Here is an 18,542-nt window from a genome sequence, read left to right as displayed (position 1 = left end):
CACGGCCAACCTGTCATGCCACGCGTTCTTGTTCGACACGTGTGCAGTTGTGATGCTAGGGCTTTCGCAGTTGCGAGATCAAGCGCATTCGCTGCCCGAACCTCGCAAGACTAGGTTGCGTGCCTCGCTCCCGCTTGACGCCTGACGCCCCACGCTTGACCGCAAGGGCGCGCCGTCATCGCATCTGGTTCCCCTCACCCCAACCCTCTCCCCATTTCATGGGGCGAGGGAGTTCCTGGCGAGCTAGCTCTTAAGCCCCTCGCCCCTTTGGGGAGAGGGGTTGGGGTGAGGGGTTTAGCGCGGCCCGGTGAGCTTGAACCGCGCATCGCTGAGATAGCCGAGTGTCGCCCGCGCCGTTGCCACCGACGTGGGATCAAGCTCGGCGAGGATCACGGCGGGTTCGGCCGCCGCGCGCACCAGCACCTGGCCGTCGGGACCGACGATGCAGGAGAGGCCGGCATACTCCCAATCCGCTTCCGACCCCGCCTGGTTGGCATAGGCCACGAACAGCCCGTTCTCCACCGCGCGCACCGGACTCATCATCTCCGCGATCTGCGCCCAATGTTTGCGGAGTGCTGTCGGCGCCACCACCAATTGGGCGCCGGCCAGCGCGCAGGCGCGCACGGTTTCCGGGAATTCGACGTCGTAGCAGATGACGGGCGCCACCTTCATGCCGCAGAGCTCGAAGGTCACCAGCCGGTCGCCGGCCGCGAACACGGCACGCTCCTCGTCGCTCGGCAGATGCAGCTTGCGATAGAGGGCAAGGCTCTTGCCATCGGCGCCGAACACCTGCACCGAATTGTAGATGAGATCGCCATCCCGCTCGGGAAAGCCATAGAGGATGGCGACTCCGGTTTCCTGGGCGAGCAATGCCACGGCTTGCGCAAAGGCGCCGTCCGCCGGTTCAGCGAGCGCGCGCAGATCGGCTGCGGGCAGGCGATAACCGGTCATGAACAGTTCCGGCGTCACCAGGAGATCGGCGCGGCCGGCGAGATGCCGCGCCACTTCGCTGATCGCCGTCAATTGCCAGTCCTTATCACCCGGCACCGAATCGTTCTGCAGCAGCGCGAGGCGCATGGACATCCCCGGAAAGTCTTGCCCGCCATCAAATCTATGCGAGCCTCTATAGCTTAAGCTTGGCGTCAGGTGGCACAGGCTTATATCTCATGGATGGATATCAGAACGACATCGGCGGCGGACCTGGCCGCCCTGACGGCCCTGCATGATGCGGCCTTCGGCACCCTGTTCGAGGGTAAGCTGGTGGCCGAGCTCATGGCGGCGGACCTTGCCGCCTTGTCCCTGGTAGCGCTCGAAGATGGAAACATCGTCGGCCATATCCTGTTCAGCCCGATGATTGTCGAGATCGACGGGGAAACCGTGCTGGCCTTGGCGCTGGCACCCCTTGCCGTCCATCCAGACCACCAGCGTCGCGGCATCGGCTCGGCCCTCACCAAGGTCGGCCTTGCCCGGGCGCGAAAAGCGGGGTGGGAGGCCGTCATCGTCCTCGGCCATCCGGAATTCTATGCCCGCTTCGGTTTCCGGGCCGACCTCGCGCAAGGGTTCGACGCCCCCTTTTCCGGCCCGGCCTTCATGGCGCTGGAATTGACCAATGCGTCGTTAAGTGGTAGAAAAGGCAGGATCATTTATCCAGCACCCTTCGGCATTCCAGCCTCCGGGGACGCCCCGGCGACGGTTTGATAACCAACTATCGCCCTTTTTGATAAATTTCTTTTATCAGATCATAATAGAGAGCGATTTGAATCCCGGCCTTCGGTTGTGGATTACTGATCCCATGTCGTTTTCAAGACACCAAAGCCGGCACTTCCGCCTTACACCAAAGGCCAATTGTGATCCGGCCGTCGGGAGAGAGAAAGCCAATGTCGGGATTAGCCGCCGCGAATTCCCCCGCGAGATCCTGGGATAACGATGCCGCCTTGAGCATCGTCCAGGAGAAGAAGAGCCTGGATGGCGCGCTCATGCCCATCCTCCACGCCCTCAACGACGAATTCGGCTATGTCGATGCCAGCGTTGTCCCGGTGATCGCCGAGGAGCTCAATTTGAGCCGCGCCGAGGTTCATGGCGTGCTCACCTTCTATCATGACTTCCGCAAGGAACCTGCCGGCCGCCATGTCATCAAGATCTGCCGCGCCGAAGCCTGCCAGTCGATGGCGGGCCGCGATCTCGAGGAGCATGTGAAACGGCATCTGCGTGTCGCGATGGGCGAAACCACGCCCGACAAGGTCTTCACCGTCGAGGCGGTCTATTGCCTCGGCCTCTGCGCCTGTTCGCCGGCCATGAGCATCGACGGCAAACTGCACGGCCGCGTGACACCACAGCGTTTCGACGCCCTCATCGCGGAGAAGCGTTCATGAGCATCACCCTTTATCTCCCCGGCGATTCAGCCGCCCTCGCCTTGGGCGCCGACGAGGTCGAACATGCGCTGAAGGTCGAGGCCCTTGCCCGCAAGCTCGATCTCACCATCATCCGCAACGGCAGCCGTGGTCTCTTCTGGCTGGAGCCGATGCTGGAAGTGGTGACGCCCGAAGGCCGAATCGCTTATGGCCCGGTGACGGCGGGCGATGTCCCAGGCCTCCTCGCCGACAATTTCCTCCACGGCGACAAGAAGCACCCGCTCTACCTCGGCAAGCCGGAAGAGATTCCGTACTTGAAGAACCAGGAGCGCCTGACCTTCGCGCGCTGCGGCATCATCGATCCGACCGACATCGAGGATTACATCGCCCATGAGGGCTATCGCGGCCTGAAGAACGCCGTGCGCCTGCAGGGTGCTGCCATCGTCGACGCCGTCACGGAATCCGGCCTGCGCGGTCGCGGTGGCGCCGGCTTCCCGACCGGTATCAAGTGGAAGACGGTGCTGGGCCTTGAGTCGGATCAGAAATACATCGTCTGCAATGCCGATGAGGGCGACAGCGGCACCTTCGCCGACCGCATGATCATGGAGGGCGATCCCTTCCTGCTGGTGGAAGGCATGACCATCGCCGGCTTGGCTGTGGGTGCCACCAAGGGCTTCATCTATATCCGCAGCGAATATCCCGACGCCTACCGGCAACTCGAAAAAGCCATTGTCGCCGCCAACCGCAAGGGCTATCTCGGCCCCGACGTGATGGGCTCTGGCAAGGCCTTCGATCTCGAACTGCGCTTAGGCGCCGGCGCCTATATCTGCGGCGAGGAAACCTCGCTGCTGGAAAGCCTCGAGGGCAAGCGCGGCATGGTGCGCGCAAAGCCGCCGCTTCCCGCCATCAAGGGCCTGTTCGGCAAACCCACCGTCATCAACAACGTGCTCTCCTTCGTGGCGGTGCCGACCATCCTCGACAAGGGGGCGACGTTCTACAAGGATTACGGCATGGGCCGTTCACGCGGCACGATGCCGTTGCAGCTCGCCGGCAATATCCGCCATGGCGGCCTGGTCGAGAAAGCCTTCGGCATCACCTTGCGCCAGGTGATCGAGGAATTCGGCGGCGGGACCGCCACCGGCAGGCCGCTCCGCGCGGTGCAGGTGGGTGGTCCCTTGGGCGCCTATTTCCCGGATGCGCTCCTCGATACGCCGCTCGATTACGAAGCGATGGCCGCTGCCAAGGGCATGCTGGGCCATGGCGGCATTGTCGTCTTTGACGACAGTGTCGATCTCTCGCTCCAGGCGCGCTTTGCCATGGAATTCTGCGCCATCGAATCCTGTGGCAAGTGCACGCCCTGCCGCATCGGCTCGACCCGCGGCGTCGAAGTCATCGACCGCATCCGCCATGGTGAGAACCGGCAGAAGAACATGGAGCTGCTGGCCGACCTTTGCGACACCATGCTGGATGGTTCGCTCTGTGCGCTGGGCGGCCTGACGCCGTTCCCCGTGCAAAGCGCCATCCGCCACTTCCCGGAAGATTTCAACCGCCCGCACGCCCAAGCGGCGGCTGAGTAGGAGATAGATCATGCTGATCCAAGAAACCGATTACGGGACGCCGATCCGCCTCTCCACCAAGCTGGTGACGCTCACCATCGACGGCCAGGACGTGACGGTGCCCGAGGGCACCTCGATCATGCGCGCCGCGGCCGAGATGGGCACCAAGGTGCCGAAGCTCTGCGCGACCGACAGCATTGAGGCCTTCGGCTCCTGCCGGCTTTGCGCGGTCGAGATCGAGGGTCGCAGGGGAACGCCCGCTTCCTGCACGACACCGGTCGAGAACGGGCTCAAGGTCTGGACCCAGACCGGCAAGCTCGCCAAGCTCCGCCGCAACATCATGGAACTCTATATCTCCGACCATCCGCTGGATTGCCTGACCTGCCCCGCCAACGGCAATTGCGAATTGCAGGACATGGCGGGCGTCGTGGGCCTTCGCGATGTGCGCTACGGCTTCAAGGGCGCCAATCATCTGGATGCCCAGAAGGATGAGAGCAATCCCTATTTCACCTTCGACGCCTCGAAATGCATCGTCTGCTCGCGCTGCGTGCGCGCCTGCGAGGAAGTGCAGGGGACCTTCGCCCTCACCATCGACAGCCGCGGCTTTGCTTCCACCGTCTCGGCCGGCCAGAAGGAAGATTTCCTCGGCTCCGAATGCGTCTCCTGTGGTGCCTGCGTGCAGGCCTGCCCCACGGCGACGCTCATGGAAAAGACCATCATCGAGGCCGGCCAGCCGGAACATTCGGTCGTCACCACCTGCGCCTATTGCGGTGTCGGCTGCTCCTTCAAGGCCGAGCTGCGCGGCACCGAAGTCGTCAACATGGTCCCCTACAAGGACGGCCAGGCCAATCACGGCCATTCCTGCGTCAAGGGCCGTTTCGCCTGGGGCTACACCACGCATCAGGACCGCATCACCAAGCCGATGATCCGCGCCAAGATCACCGACCCCTGGACGGAAGTCACCTGGGAGGAGGCGATCAACCACGCGGCTTCCGAATTCAAGCGCATCCAGAAGAAATACGGCCGCACCTCGGTTGGCGGCATCACCAGCTCGCGCTGCACCAATGAAGAAACCTATCTTGTGCAGAAGCTCATTCGCGCGGCCTTCGGCACGAACAATGTCGACACCTGCGCCCGCGTCTGCCACAGCCCGACCGGCTACGGCCTCTCGACCACCCTTGGCACCTCGGCCGGTACGCAGAATTTCGATTCGGTGCGCGAAGCTGATGTCGTGATGGTGATCGGCGCCAACCCGACCGACGGCCATCCGGTCTTCGCGAGCCATCTCAAGAAGCGCCTGCGCCAGGGCGCCAAGCTCATCGTCATCGATCCCCGCCGCATCGATCTGGTGAAGTCGCCGCATATCCAGGCGCAATACCACCTGCCGCTCAAGCCCGGCACCAATGTCGCCATGATCAACGCCATCGCCCATGTCATCGTGACCGAGGGGCTGGTGCAGGAAGACTATGTCGCCGAGCGTTGCGACATGATGGAATTCAACCGCTGTCGCGACTTCGTCTCCGACAAGCGCCATGCGCCGGAGGAAATGGAGAAGTATACCGGCGTGAAGGCAGCCGACGTCCGTGCCGCAGCGCGCCTCTATGCCAGTGTCAAGAACGCCGCCATTTATTACGGCCTCGGCGTCACCGAGCACAGCCAGGGCTCGACCATGGTCATGGGCATGGCCAACCTCGCCATGGCGACCGGCAATATCGGCCATGTCGGCGCCGGCGTGAATCCCCTGCGCGGGCAGAACAATGTGCAAGGCTCCTGCGACATGGGCTCGTTCCCCCATGAACTGCCGGGCTACCGCCATATCGCAACCGATGCCGTGCGCCACCAGTTCGAAGCGGCCTGGGGTGTGACGCTGGATCCGGAACCGGGCTTGCGCATTCCCAACATGCTGGATGCCGCCGTCGACGGCACCTTCATGGGCATCTACATCCAGGGTGAGGACATCGCGCAGTCCGATCCCAACACCAAGCATGTGACCGCCGGCCTCGAGGCGATGGAATGCGTGGTCGTCCAGGACATTTTCCTGAACGAGACCGCGAACTACGCCCATGTCTTCCTGCCGGGCACCACGTTCCTGGAGAAGGACGGCACCTTCACCAATGCCGAACGCCGCATCAACATGGTGCGCCAGGCCATCCCGCCGATGCCGGGCTATGCCGATTGGGAAGTGACCATGATGCTCAGCAACGCGCTGGGCTACAAGATGGACTACACGCATCCGTCCGAGATCATGGACGAGATCGCGCGCCTCACCCCCACCTTCAAGGGTGTCTCCTACAAGCGCCTCGAGGAGCTGGGCTCGATCCAATGGCCCTGCAATGACGCGGCACCCGAAGGCACGCCTACCATGCATATCGACAAGTTCGTGCGTGGGCTTGGCCGCTTCATGATCACCGAATTCGTGCCGACCGAGGAACGGGTGGGACCGCGCTTCCCGCTCATCCTCACCACGGGCCGAATTTTGAGCCAGTACAATGTCGGCGCGCAGACACGACGGACCGAGAATGTCGCCTGGCATCCCGAGGACGTGCTGGAGATCCACGCCCATGACGCCGAGCAGCGCGGCATCCGCGACGGCGACAATGTGGCGGTGGTGAGCCGCGTCGGCGAGACGAGCTTGAAAGCCGTCATCTCCGAACGCATGCAGCCCGGCGTGGTCTACACCACCTTCCACCATGTCGGCACCGGCGCCAACGTCATCACCACCGACTTCTCCGACTGGGCGACCAATTGCCCGGAATACAAGGTGACGGCGGTCGAGGTGCGGCTCTCCAACCATCAATCGGAATGGCAGCGCGAAAACGCCTTGTTCCGCGACGCCACCCGCCGCATCCACAAGGCAGCCGAATAGACCGATGGACAAGCGCCTGAAGCAGGACAACAGCGAACCACCGGTGGCCGACATGCCGCCGGTGGTGATGCCTGTGAAGCTGCAACAGCTGCGTTATGACGGCACCGTCCTCGACCGGCTCGACATGCTGGCGGAGGAGGTGCCGGTGGCCCTCGTCTATAACGGCGTCTCTCATGCCGTGATGATGGCGAGCCCCGCCGACCTCGAGGATTTCGCCCGCGGTTTCTCCTTGAGCGAAGGCATCATCGAGCAATCATCCGAGATCCGCGGTGTCGAGGCGATCCCGCACGCGAAGGGCATCGAGCTCATCATCGATCTCGCCCCCGGCTCCTTCTGGCGCTTGAAGGAGCGCCGCCGCACCATCGCCGGGCGCACCGGCTGCGGCCTCTGCGGCCTCGACAGTTTGGAAGCCGTGGCGCGCGATCTGCCCAAGGTCGCGGCCGATACGAAGATTTCACTTGGCGCGATCAAGCATGCCCTGGCCTCTTTGCCCGCGGCGCAGACCTACAATGCCCAGGCCTATGCGCTCCATGCCGCGGCCTTCTGCGACCGGGATGGCAAGCTGCTGCTGGTGCGCGAGGATGTCGGCCGCCACAACGCGCTCGACAAATTGATCGGCGCGGTCATGGGATCGGGCCTCGATCCCACGCGCGGCTTCTGCGTCATCACCAGCCGCTGCTCGGTCGAGATGGTGCAGAAGGCGGTCATCGCCGGCATGCCCATCCTGGTTTCCGTCTCGGCGCCGACCCTGATGGCGCGGCGCACCGCCGACGAGGCCGGCATCACCTTGCTCGCCTTGGCGCGCGACGACAGCGCGCTTGCCGTCACCCATCCAGAACGCATTTCGCTTTAGGAGTTTCCGGCCGTGAACAATGACCGCCTCGTCTCGATGGCCAACCAGATTGCCGATTTCTTCCAGAGCTATCCGGAAGCCGAAGCCGTCGAAGGCGTCTCGGTCCATATCCACAAATTCTGGGACCCGCGCCTGCGCCAGGGCATCTTCGCGCATCTCAACGCCGGCGGCGCCGGGCTGAAGCCGATCGCCTTGAAGGCCCTGCAGCATCTTGCTGAAACGCAACCCAATCTGTCGAAGAGCGCGTGACCAGGCGGCGCCGGAGCTAGCATGCTCGTGCGCCAGCTCGTCTATCTCGCAGCCCTTGCCCGCGAGCGGCATTTCGCCCGCGCCGCTGCCGCCTGCAACATCACGCAGCCGGCCCTCTCGACCGCGATCAAGCAGCTCGAGGAGGAACTCGGTGTCCCCCTGGTCGATCGCGACAAGCGCTTCAAGGGCTTCACGCCGGAGGGCCAGGAGGTGCTGCTCTGGGCGCGGCGCATCCTCTCCGACTATGATTCACTCCGCCAGGGCATCCAGAACGCCAAGCGGTCCTTGACCGGCACGCTGCGCCTCGGCGTCATTCCCTCGGCGCTGCCTCTGGTGCCCCTCGTCACCGACCCGCTTTACGACCGCCACCCGCAGGTGCGCGTCACCGTCTGGTCGACAAGCTCGGCCGAGATCCAGCAGGGCATCGATCATTTTGAGCTCGAGGCCGGCATCACCTATCTCGAATCCGAGCCGCTGAAGGGCGTATTGCAGCGCCCGCTTTACACCGAGCGCTATGTGCTGCTGACGCCGGAGCATGGCCCCCTGGGCACCGCGCGGGTCGCCACCTGGCGCCAAGCGGCGGAACTGCCGCTTTGCCTGCTCACCCCAAACATGCAGAACCGGCGCATCATCGACGCCATCTTCAAATCGCTGGATTGCAGCCCCCGCCCGCAGCTCGAGACCAATTCCGTGGTCAATCTCTGCGCCCATGTGCGCTCCGGCCGCCTCTCCAGCATCGTGCCCAAATCCCTGATCCAGGTCCTGGGCATGCCATCGGGTGCCGTGGCCCTCGACCTCACCGAACCCGATATCAGCCGCCAGGTGGGCCTGGTCGTCCCCGACCGCGAGCCCCTCTCGCCCATCAGCCTTGCCCTCTTTTCCATGCAATTTCCGGGCTTTAACGACGCCAGATAGACCTGCGTCAGGATGGCGCAGGCGAAATCTCTTGTACTTGCCTGCATAATTGCAGAGATCGGCAGATATGCAGGTACAAGATCTTCTCGAGACGGCTGACAAGGTGAGCGAGCTGATGAAGTCGCTCGGCAACCCCAAGCGGCTGCTGATCCTCTGCCAGCTGGTGGAGCAGGAGCGCTCGGTTTCGGAGTTGGCGCGCCTCATCGACATGAAGGAACCGGCCGTGTCGCAACAGCTGGCCCTGCTGCGCAAGGACGGCATCGTCAGTGCGCGGCGCGACGGACAGAACATGCTCTATGCCCTCGACCGCGTCGATGTGCGCAAGCTGATCGAATTTCTCTACGCGACCTATTGCCAGCCCTTTTGCGAAGAGGGTCCCGAACAGGGCTGACAGGGGCGTCGTAAGCCTCTGAAAGACCTGCAAGATTTAACACTGATTCGGTGGAAAACCGAAGCACGACAATCGACATCCAGGAGGAGACGCCACATGACCGCCAATACGCGCCCCGATGTGAAGGGCTTCTTCGATCCCGAGACCTTCACCGTCAGTTATGTCGTCATCGATCCGGCCACCAAGAAGGCGGCGATCGTCGATTCCGTGCTCGATTTCGATGCACCCTCCGGCCGCACCAGCACGAAATCCGCCGATGCCCTCATCGCCTATGTGAAGGAAAAGGGCGTCACGGTCGAATGGCTGCTGGAAACCCATGTCCATGCCGACCATCTCTCGGCCGCTCCCTACCTCAAGGAAAAGGTCGGCGGCCGGCTCGCCATCGGCTTCGAGATCGTCACCATCCAGAACGTGTTCGGCAAGGTCTTCAACGCCGGCACCGAGTTCGCGCGCGACGGTCGCCAGTTCGACCGGCTGCTGAAGGATGGCGAGACCTTCAAGCTGGGCTCGATCGAAGCCAAAGCCATGCACACGCCCGGCCACACGCCGGCCTGCATGACCTATCTCATCGGCGATGCTGGCTTTGTCGGCGACACTTTGTTCATGCCGGATTACGGCACCGCGCGCTGCGACTTCCCCGGCGGCGATGCGCGCATCCTCTACCGCTCGATCCAGAAGATCTTCGCCCTGCCCGAGAGCACGCGCCTCTTCATGTGCCACGATTACCTGCCCACGGGCCGCACCGACTATGTCTGGGAAACCACGGTCGGTGCCGAGAAGCACAACAACATCCATGTCGGCGCTGGCAAGAGCGAGGACGAATTCGTCGCCATGCGGAAGGCGCGCGATGCCAAGCTCGACATGCCGCGCCTCATCCTGCCCTCGGTGCAGGTGAACATGCGCGCCGGCCACATGCCGCCGGCCGAGGACAATGGCGTTTCCTATCTGAAGCTGCCCATCAACGCGCTCTGACCCTCGCCGCAAAGGATCGATGCCATGGAACATCTCCGCCGCCTGACGCCTTTCCTCTCGGTCGCCCCCCAGATCAGCGAGGCCGATATCGGCACGCTGGCCGCGCGCGGCTATCACGCCATCATCAACAACCGGCCGGACCGCGAAGGCGACGATCAGCCGGGCTCCGCCGAGCTTGAAGCAGCGGCCAAGCGACATGGCCTTGCCTATCGCCACATTCCCGTCATCTCCGGTCAGGTGACCGAGGCCGATATCGAGGCGTTCCGCGCCGCCCTGCGCGACCTGCGCGGGCCGGTCTTCGCCTTCTGCCGCACCGGCACGCGCACGACCACCTTGTGGGCGTTGACCGAAGCCTCTCGTCTTGATCCGGCCGTCATCATCGGGGTCGCGGCCGATGCGGGCTACGACCTCAACCCGCTGCGACCGCGCCTCGAGGCACGCTGGCTGGCCGGCGACAGCGGCACGATCAGCAGCGGCGCCATCGGCGCGCCGGCAAGGCCAGCCAAGAGCTTCGACGTGGTCGTGGTCGGCGGTGGCGCCGCCGGCTGTGCCGTCTCGGCGAGCCTCCTGCGCCGCCGCCCCACGCTCAAGATCGCCATCATCGAGCCCAAGGACACGCATTATTACCAGCCCGGCTGGACCCTGGTCGGCGGCGGCGTGTTCGACCGCCGCAAGACCTCGCGCCCGATGGCGGATTGCATCCCCGAGGGCGTCGACTGGATCAAGGCGGCGGTCGCCAAATTTGAACCCGCCGGCAATGCCGTGCTGCTCGAGGACGGCACGCCGATCGGCTATTCGACCCTGATCGCCGCCCCCGGCCTTGAGCTGCGCTGGGATCTCATCGAGGGCCTCAAGGAAACGCTGGGCCGAAACGGCGTCACCTCCAATTATCAGTTCGACCTTGCCCCCTATACCTGGGAACTGGTGCAGGGCATGAAGGGCGGCACCGCGCTCTTCACCCAGCCGCCGATGCCGATCAAATGCGCCGGCGCCCCGCAGAAGGCCATGTATCTCTCATGCAGCTTCTGGGAGAAGCAACGCGTCCTCAAGAACATCAAGGTCGAGTTCAACAATGCGGGCGGCGTGCTGTTCGGCGTCAAGGATTACGTCCCGCCGCTGATGAAGTATGTCGCGCGCTACGGCGCCGACCTCGCCTTCAACAGCAATCTGAAATCGATCGACGGCCCCAATCGGATGGCGGTGTTCGAGGTGAAGCAGGAAGACGGCTCGGTCGATCGCGTGACCAAGAGCTTCGACATGATCCATGTCGTGCCGCCGCAATCAGCCCCCGCCTTCATCCGCAACTCGCCCCTGGCCGACGGCGCCGGCTGGGTCGATGTCGACCCCGAGACCCTGCGCCACAAATCCTTCGGCAATGTCTTTGCCCTGGGCGATGCCGGTTCGACGCCCAACGCCAAGACGGCCGCCGCCATCCGCAAGCAGGCACCGATCGTGGCCGAAAATGTGCTCGCCATCATCGACGGCAAGAACCCGCGCGCGATCTATGACGGCTATGGTTCCTGCCCGCTCACCGTCGAACGCGGCAAGGTGATCATGGCGGAGTTCGGCTATGGCGGCAAATTGCTGCCGAGCTTCCCGTGGGATTCCACCAAGCCGCGCTGGAGCGCCTGGTTCGCCAAGGTCTCGCTGCTGCCCTGGCTCTATTTCGACCTCATGCTGAAGGGGCGCGAATGGCTGGCGACGCCGACCATCCTGCCGCATCAGCCCCAGGCCCATGAAGCGGCCGCTGCCTGCGTCGATCCCAGCGCCGTCCCGCCGCGCAAATAGGCACAAGAGCATGTCCCGCCTGGAGCAATGGCTGCCCTCGATCATCTGGGCGCGGCAGTATAACGCGCAGATGTTCGGCAATGATGCGGTGGCGGCCGTCATCGTCACCATCATGCTCATCCCGCAGAGCCTCGCTTATGCGATGCTGGCGGGACTACCGCCTTATATCGGCCTCTATGCCAGCATCCTGCCCTTGATCGCCTATGGCATCTTCGGCACCAGCCGTACGCTGGCCGTGGGGCCGGTCGCCGTCATCTCGCTGATGACGGCGGCAGCGGCCGCCAAGATCGCGGCACCCGGCTCGCCGCTCTACATCGAAGCAGCGCTCGTGCTGGCCTTCCTCTCCGGTCTGATCCTCGTGGCGATGGCGGTGCTGCGTTTGGGCTTTCTCTCCAACTTCCTCAGCCACTCCGTCATCTCCGGCTTCATCAGCGCGTCCGGCATTCTCATCGCCGCCAGCCAGTTGAAACATATCCTGGGCCTGAAGGCCGGCGGCGACACATTGCCGGAAATTGCCGAGGCCCTCGCGTCGCAATTGGGCGCCGTCAATATACCCACCCTCATCATCGGCGTGAGCGCCACCGGCTTCCTGTTCTGGGTCCGCAAATCACTGAAGCCGCTGCTGATCAAAACCGGTCTCGGTCCGCGCATGGCCGATGTGATTGCCAAGGCGGGACCGGTGGCGGCCGTCATCGTCTCGACCGTGAGTGTCGCGCTCTTCGCCCTCGACAGCCAGGGCGTCAAGATCGTCGGCGCTATTCCGCAAGGCTTGCCGCCGCTCACCATCCCGCGCTTCGACGCCGATCTCTGGTCGTCGCTGCTGGGTGGTGCGCTGCTCCTCAGCCTGGTGGGCTTCGTCGAATCGATTTCGGTTGCCCAGACATTGGCCGCCAAGCGTCGCCAGCGCATCACGCCCGACAATGAGCTGATGGGCCTCGGCGCCGCTAATCTCGCCGCGGCCTTCACCGGCGGCTTTCCGGTGACCGGCGGCTTTGCCCGCTCGGTCGTCAATTTCGATGCTGGCGCCGAGACGCCTTTGGCCGGTGGCCTGACGGCGCTCGGCATCCTGCTCACCGCACTTCTGCTGACCCCGCTCTTTCACTTCCTGCCGCAGGCGGTGCTGGCCGCCACCATCATCGTCGCTGTGCTGTCGCTGGTCGATCTTGGCGCCCTGCCGCGCGTCTGGCGTTACTCGCGCCACGATTTCAGCGCCATGGCCGCGACCATGATCGTGGTGCTGGGCGTCGGCGTCGAACCCGGCATCCTCACCGGCGTGGTGCTGTCGCTGGTGCTGTTCCTGTGGCGCACCAGCCGGCCCCATGTCGCGATCGTGGGCCTGGTGCCCGGGACCGAGCATTTCCGCAATGTTGAGCGCCACCCAGTGCTGGTGAGCGACACGGTGCTCAGCATCCGCGTCGATGAGAGCCTCTATTTCGCCAATGCCCGCGCGCTTGAGGACCGCATCTATGCCGAGATCGCGGCGCACCCGGCCCTGCGCCATGTCGTGCTGATGTGCCCGGCGGTCAACCTCATCGATGCCAGTGCGCTCGAAAGCCTGGAAGCGATCCAGCATCGCCTGAAGGATGCCGGCGCCGTGTTCCATCTCTCCGAGGTGAAAGGCCCGGTCATGGATGCGCTCCGCCGCAGCGACTTCCTCGACCATCTGCGGAAGGGCGGCGGGCAGATCTTCCTCAGCCAGTTCGCGGCTTTGAGCGCGCTCGATCCCGCACTCCTCACCGGCAAACGCGCCGATGGCAGCCCCTGTCCGCTGAGTGAGCCCAGCATCGGCGCGCCCTTGACAGGCGTCGCCTAGAATCTGCAAGATGTGCTTCAAGGGGTTGACCGCGATCGCCCCGTGAGGCCTTGGCTAGAGCATCGCGTCCTGTCTCCCGTTTAGGAGTGGACGTCCATGGCCGGCCCCGACAGCATCACCACCGCCCAGCTTTCCCGCCGCATCGGTCTGCCCGATGCGCCGATCATCATCGATGTGCGCGACGATGAGGATTATGCGAGCGACCCGCGCTCGGTCCCGACCGCGATCCGGCGCGACTATCGGACAGTTGCCGATTGGGCACCGGATTTCGCCGGCAAGACAGCCATCGTCACCTGCCAGCGCGGCCTGAAGCTGAGCCAGGGCGTCGCCGCCTGGCTGCGCCAGGCCGGCATTCCCGCCGAGAGTTTGGAAGGTGGCCACGAAGCCTGGGTCGCCGCAGGCGGCCCGCTGCTGCGCGATGCGGCCTTGCCGGCGCGAAAGGCCGATGGCCGCACCGTCTGGGTCACCCGCGCCAGGCCCAAGATCGACCGCATCGCCTGCCCCTGGCTCATCCGCCGCTTCATCGACCGCGACGCGATCTTTCTCTATGTCGCGCAATCGGAAGTGTTGGCGGTGGCCGAGCGCTTCAACGCCACCCCCTTCGACATCGACGGCGTGTTCTGGAGCCATCGCGGCGAGATGTGCAGCTTCGACGTCATGCTGCAGGAGTTCGGCCTCGATGCCGCGCCGCTCGCGCGCCTCGCCACGATCGTACGCGGCGCCGATACCGACCGGCTCGACCTCAGCCCGCAATCGGCCGGGCTGCTCGCGGCCTCACTCGGCTTCTCGCGCATGTACCGCGACGATCTCGCGCAATTGGATGCCACCATGGCGCTCTACGATGCCTTCTATCGCTGGTGCCGCGATGCCGTGGCGGAAGCGCATAACTGGCCCAATGCAGGACCCCGTGACGCATGAGCGATCATCACTCGAGCCTGCCGTCATTCGGCACGGCGCTCCGCGTCTGGCTGAAGATCGGCCTGCTCTCCTTCGGCGGACCGGCCGGGCAGATCGCCCTCATGCACAAGGTAGTGGTCGATGAGTTGCGCTGGGTGGGGGAGCGGCGCTTCCTCCACGCGCTCAATTTCTGCACCCTGCTGCCGGGGCCTGAAGCCCAGCAGCTTGCGACCTATCTCGGCTGGCTGATGCATGGCGTGAAGGGGGGCCTCGCCGCGGGCCTCCTCTTCATCCTGCCGGGCGCCCTGGTCATGCTGGCGCTCTCGCTCGCCTTCGTGCTGCTGGGGCATCTGCCGCTGATGGCGGGCCTGTTCTTCGGCCTCAAATGCGCGGTGCTGGTGCTGGTGGTCGAGGCCCTGCTGCGTATCGGCCGGCGCGCGCTCAAGGGCCGTGCGGCCTATGCGATGGCCGCTGCCGCTTTCATCGGCCTGTTCCTGCTCAAGATTCCGTTCCCGCTGGTGGTGATCGGCGCGGGGCTGATCGGCCTCCTCTTCCCGCGCCTTCACCCATCGCTGGCACGACGCGGATGACAGGGATGCACCGGCGCTCATCGACGGGTTGCTGTTGCGTGAACCGGGCCGCGCGCAGGAACTGGCGCGCGGTGCAAGATGGGCCGGCCTCGGCGCCCTCATCCTGTGGCTGGTGCCGGCGCTGATCCTCATCTTCCTCGTCGGCGGGACCTATGGCGATATCGCCGCCTTTTTTTCCAAGATGGCGGTGGTGACGATGGGTGGCGCCTATGCGGTGCTGGCCTATGTGGCACAGGATGCGGTCGCAACCTATGGCTGGCTGACCTCGGCCGAGATGCTGACCGGCCTGGGCCTCGCCGAGACCACGCCCGGGCCGCTCATCCTGGTGCTGCAATTCGTGGGCTTCCTCGCCGGCTTTCGCGACGGCGGCGTGCCGGGCGCGCTGGCCGGGGCGCTGATCACGCTGTGGGTCACCTTTGCGCCCTGTTTCGCCTTCGTCTTTCTGGGCGCCCCCTGGATCGAGAAGATGCAAGGCAGCCGGTTGCTGGCTGGCGGCCTTGCCGCCGTCACCGCGGCCGTGGTCGGCGTCATCGCCAACCTGGCGCTGTGGTTCGCGCTCCATGTGATCTTCACCGCGCAGGAGACGGTCAAAATGGGGCCGCTCACGGTCGACCTGCCGGTGCCGGCCAGCATCGATCCTGCGGCCGCCGCCTTGTCCCTGCTCGCAGCCATCGCCTTGTTCCGCTTGCAACTCGGCGTGTTCGGCACCCTGGCCTTCGCCTCGGCCTGCGGTGTCGCACTCAGGCTGATATAGAATCGTGAAAAAGGGGGCGACCGGTCGGTCGCCCCCTTGCTGCAAAGACAGACCGAAACTCAGGCGAGATCGAAGCGGTCGAGGTTCATGACCTTCACCCAGGCCGCCACGAAATCCTCTACGAACTTCTTTTCCGCATCGGCGCTGCCATAGACTTCGGCCAGCGCCCGGAGCACGGAATTCGAACCGAACACCAGGTCGACGCGGGTCCCGGTCCATCTGACCTCGCCGGTCTTGCGGTCGCTGCCCTCAAAGAGCTCCTTTGCCTCCGAGACCGCCTTCCACTGCATGCCCATGTCGAGGAGGTTGACGAAGAAGTCGTTGGTCAAGCTCTCCGGCCGCCTGGTGAAGACACCATGCTGCGCGCCGCCGACATTGGCGCCCAGCACGCGCAGGCCACCCACCAGCACGGTGAGTTCCGGCGCCGTCAGCGTCAGCAGATTGGCCTTGTCGACCAGCAGATGCTTTGCCGCCGATCCGAGCTAACCCTTCTGGTAGTTGCGGAAACCGTCGGCGATGGGTTCCAGCACCGTAAAGGCTTCGACATCGGTCTGTTCCTGGGTCGCATCGGTGCGGCCGGCCGTGAAAGGCACGGTCACATGATGCCCGGCCTTCTTCGCCGCCGCTTCCACGCCAGCATTGCCGGCAAGGATGATGAGATCGGCCAGCGAGATCTTCTTGCCGCCAGCCGCTTTGTTGAACTCGGCCTGGATGTCTTCCAGGACCTTCAGCACCTTGGCAAGCTGCGCCGGCTGATTGGCGTCCCAATTCTTCTGGGGCTCAAGGCGGATACGCGCGCCATTGGCACCACCCCGCTTGTCGGAGCCGCGGAAGGTCGAAGCCGAGGCCCAGGCGGTCCCGACCAATTCGCCGATGGTGAGACCCGAGGCGAGCACCTTGGCTTTCAGATCCGCGGCATCCTTGTCGTCGATCAGCTTGTGATCGACCGCCGGCACCGGGTCCTGCCAGATCAGTTCCTCGGCCGGCACCTCCGGCCCCAGATAACGGACGCGCGGCCCCATGTCGCGATGGGTGAGCTTGAACCAGGCGCGCGCAAACGCATCGGCAAAGGCATCCGGATCTTCATAGAAGCGCCGCGAGATCTTCTCGTAGATGGGATCGACCTTGAGCGCGAGATCGGTGGTGAGCATCGCCGGCGCCCGGCGCTTGTTCTTGTCGAAGGGATCCGGCACCGAACCCGCCCCGGCGCCGCCCTTGGGCACCCATTGATGGGCGCCGGCCGGGCTCTTGGTCAGTTCCCATTCATAGCCGAACAGGTTCCAGAAGAAATTGTTGCTCCATTTGGTGGGCGTCGAGGTCCAGATGACTTCGAGGCCGCTGGTGATCGCATCGGCGCCGACGCCGCTGCCATAGCTGCTTTTCCACCCCAGGCCCTGCTGCTCGAGATCGGCTGCTTCCGGTTCCGCACCCACATGGCTCGCGGGGCCGGCGCCATGGGTCTTGCCGAAGGTATGGCCGCCGGCGATCAGCGCCACGGTCTCCTCATCATCCATCGCCATGCGCTTGAACGTCTCGCGGATATCCTTGGCGGCGGCGAGCGGATCGGGGTTGCCGTCCGGTCCTTCCGGATTGACATAGATGAGGCCCATCTGCACGGCACCGAGATGCCCTTCCAGCTGCCGCTCGCCCGAATAGCGCTTGTCGCCCTTCAGCCAGGCGGTCTCGGACCCCCAATAGACATTGGTTTCCGGCTCCCACACATCGGCGCGGCCGCCGCCGAAGCCGAAGGTCTTGAAGCCCATCGATTCCAGCGCGACGTTGCCGGTGAGGATGATGAGATCGGCCCAGGAGATCTTGCGGCCGTATTTCTGCTTCACCGGCCAGATCAGGCGGCGCGCCTTGTCGAGGCTGACATTGTCCGGCCAGGAGTTGAGCGGCGCGAAACGCTGCTGCCCGCCCCCGGCGCCACCACACCCGTCGCCGATCCGGTAGGTGCCCGCGCTATGCCAGGCCATGCGGATGAAGAACGGCCCGTAATGGCCGAAATCCGCCGGCCACCAATCCTGCGACTGCGTCATAAGCGCGCGCAGATCCTGCTTCACCGCCTCGAGGTCGAGGCTCTTGAATTCCTGGGCATAGTCGAATTCCGGCCCCATCGGGTCGGAGCGCGCCGAATGCTGGTTGAGAATGTCGAGGCGCAGCTGGTTGGGCCACCAATCGCTGTTCGCCGTGCCGCGGGCGGCAGCGGGATGGAACGGGCATTTTCCCTCGGCTTTGACGTCATTCATGGCTGCGGTTCCCTTATGTGCTTGTTCCGGCGACTGTCTGTCACGGCCCGCATCATGGCCCCATCGCGCAAGGCGGTAAAATTGATTGTCATGGGCCCGGTCATGGACAAAATCGATCAACCGGCAAGGCGGTGGCCGGGTGGCGGGCGGCCCGGGTCCCACCTGTTGCAGTACAGGTGAACAATAGGACGTCGGTCGGCCCCTCCATACCGCGAGCCCAGACCTGCGACCCCATACCGCGAGCCCAGACCTGCGACCCCAGACCTGCGAGCCCAGGCCTGCGACCCCAGGCCTGCGA

At 64.5% G+C, this 18,542-nt stretch carries 15 protein-coding genes and 1 pseudogene; 14 read left to right on the top strand and 2 right to left on the bottom strand.

Annotated features, from left to right (window positions below):
- Positions 1 to 294: 294 nt before the first annotated feature.
- Positions 295 to 1,077: a carbon-nitrogen hydrolase family protein gene (locus IPK59_14260; GenBank protein MBK8159870.1), complete on the bottom strand. Its 783-nt coding sequence runs from the start codon at positions 1,075 to 1,077 to the stop codon at positions 295 to 297.
- Between the two features lie 93 nt (positions 1,078 to 1,170).
- On the opposite strand from IPK59_14260, the gene IPK59_14255 reads away from it, so the two are divergent.
- The 14 genes from IPK59_14255 (at position 1,171) to IPK59_14190 (ending at position 15,995) form a co-directional block, all read left to right on the top strand.
- A complete protein-coding gene (locus IPK59_14255) occupies positions 1,171 to 1,698 on the top strand; it encodes an N-acetyltransferase (GenBank protein MBK8159869.1) in 528 nt (175 codons plus the stop codon).
- Between the two features lie 179 nt (positions 1,699 to 1,877).
- The gene (locus tag IPK59_14250; GenBank protein ID MBK8159868.1) at positions 1,878 to 2,372 is read left to right on the top strand and encodes a formate dehydrogenase subunit gamma; all 495 of its coding nucleotides are present in this window, start codon (positions 1,878 to 1,880) and stop codon (positions 2,370 to 2,372) included.
- Entirely contained in the window at positions 2,369 to 3,928 is a 1,560-nt protein-coding gene (locus IPK59_14245) for an NADH-quinone oxidoreductase subunit NuoF (protein ID MBK8159867.1), read from the top strand. Before IPK59_14250 ends, IPK59_14245 begins: the two co-directional genes overlap by 4 nt.
- A 7-nt stretch (positions 3,929 to 3,935) precedes the next feature.
- On the top strand, positions 3,936 to 6,773 hold the full coding sequence (gene fdhF / locus IPK59_14240; GenBank protein ID MBK8159866.1) for a formate dehydrogenase subunit alpha: 2,838 nt from the start codon (positions 3,936 to 3,938) through the stop codon (positions 6,771 to 6,773).
- Between the two features lie 4 nt (positions 6,774 to 6,777).
- Entirely contained in the window at positions 6,778 to 7,626 is an 849-nt protein-coding gene (gene fdhD / locus IPK59_14235; protein ID MBK8159865.1) for a formate dehydrogenase accessory sulfurtransferase FdhD, read from the top strand.
- Between the two features lie 36 nt (positions 7,627 to 7,662).
- Positions 7,663 to 7,875, top strand: coding sequence for a formate dehydrogenase subunit delta (locus IPK59_14230; protein MBK8159864.1), 213 nt, complete (start codon positions 7,663 to 7,665; stop codon positions 7,873 to 7,875).
- A 21-nt stretch (positions 7,876 to 7,896) separates the two neighbouring features.
- Positions 7,897 to 8,790, top strand: coding sequence for a LysR family transcriptional regulator (locus IPK59_14225; protein MBK8159863.1), 894 nt, complete (start codon positions 7,897 to 7,899; stop codon positions 8,788 to 8,790).
- Positions 8,791 to 8,857: 67 nt separating this feature from the next.
- Positions 8,858 to 9,181, top strand: coding sequence for a helix-turn-helix transcriptional regulator (locus IPK59_14220; GenBank protein MBK8159862.1), 324 nt, complete (start codon positions 8,858 to 8,860; stop codon positions 9,179 to 9,181).
- A gap of 96 nt (positions 9,182 to 9,277) precedes the next feature.
- The gene (locus IPK59_14215) at positions 9,278 to 10,153 is read left to right on the top strand and encodes an MBL fold metallo-hydrolase (protein ID MBK8159861.1); all 876 of its coding nucleotides are present in this window, start codon (positions 9,278 to 9,280) and stop codon (positions 10,151 to 10,153) included.
- A 24-nt stretch (positions 10,154 to 10,177) separates the two neighbouring features.
- A complete protein-coding gene (locus IPK59_14210) occupies positions 10,178 to 11,941 on the top strand; it encodes a TIGR01244 family phosphatase (GenBank protein MBK8159860.1) in 1,764 nt (587 codons plus the stop codon).
- A 10-nt stretch (positions 11,942 to 11,951) separates the two neighbouring features.
- Entirely contained in the window at positions 11,952 to 13,754 is a 1,803-nt protein-coding gene (gene sulP / locus IPK59_14205; GenBank protein MBK8159859.1) for a sulfate permease, read from the top strand.
- Between the two features lie 96 nt (positions 13,755 to 13,850).
- Entirely contained in the window at positions 13,851 to 14,672 is an 822-nt protein-coding gene (locus tag IPK59_14200; protein MBK8159858.1) for a chromate resistance protein, read from the top strand.
- Positions 14,669 to 15,241, top strand: coding sequence for a chromate transporter (locus IPK59_14195; protein ID MBK8159857.1), 573 nt, complete (start codon positions 14,669 to 14,671; stop codon positions 15,239 to 15,241). The genes IPK59_14200 and IPK59_14195 overlap by 4 nt, the downstream gene beginning before the upstream one ends.
- Positions 15,242 to 15,422: 181 nt before the next feature.
- A complete protein-coding gene (locus IPK59_14190) occupies positions 15,423 to 15,995 on the top strand; it encodes a chromate transporter (GenBank protein MBK8159856.1) in 573 nt (190 codons plus the stop codon).
- Positions 15,996 to 16,054: 59 nt separating this feature from the next.
- On the opposite strand, the pseudogene katG reads toward IPK59_14190, so the two are convergent.
- Positions 16,055 to 18,244, bottom strand: a pseudogene (gene katG / locus IPK59_14185) (catalase/peroxidase HPI).
- Between the last annotated feature and the right edge of the window lie 298 nt (positions 18,245 to 18,542).

It is taken from the genome of Rhodospirillaceae bacterium (assembly GCA_016712715.1).
Lineage (GTDB): Bacteria > Pseudomonadota > Alphaproteobacteria > Dongiales > Dongiaceae > Dongia.
The sequence above is the reverse complement of the archived record's forward strand: the minus strand, read 5'-3'. Positions and strand labels throughout refer to the sequence as shown.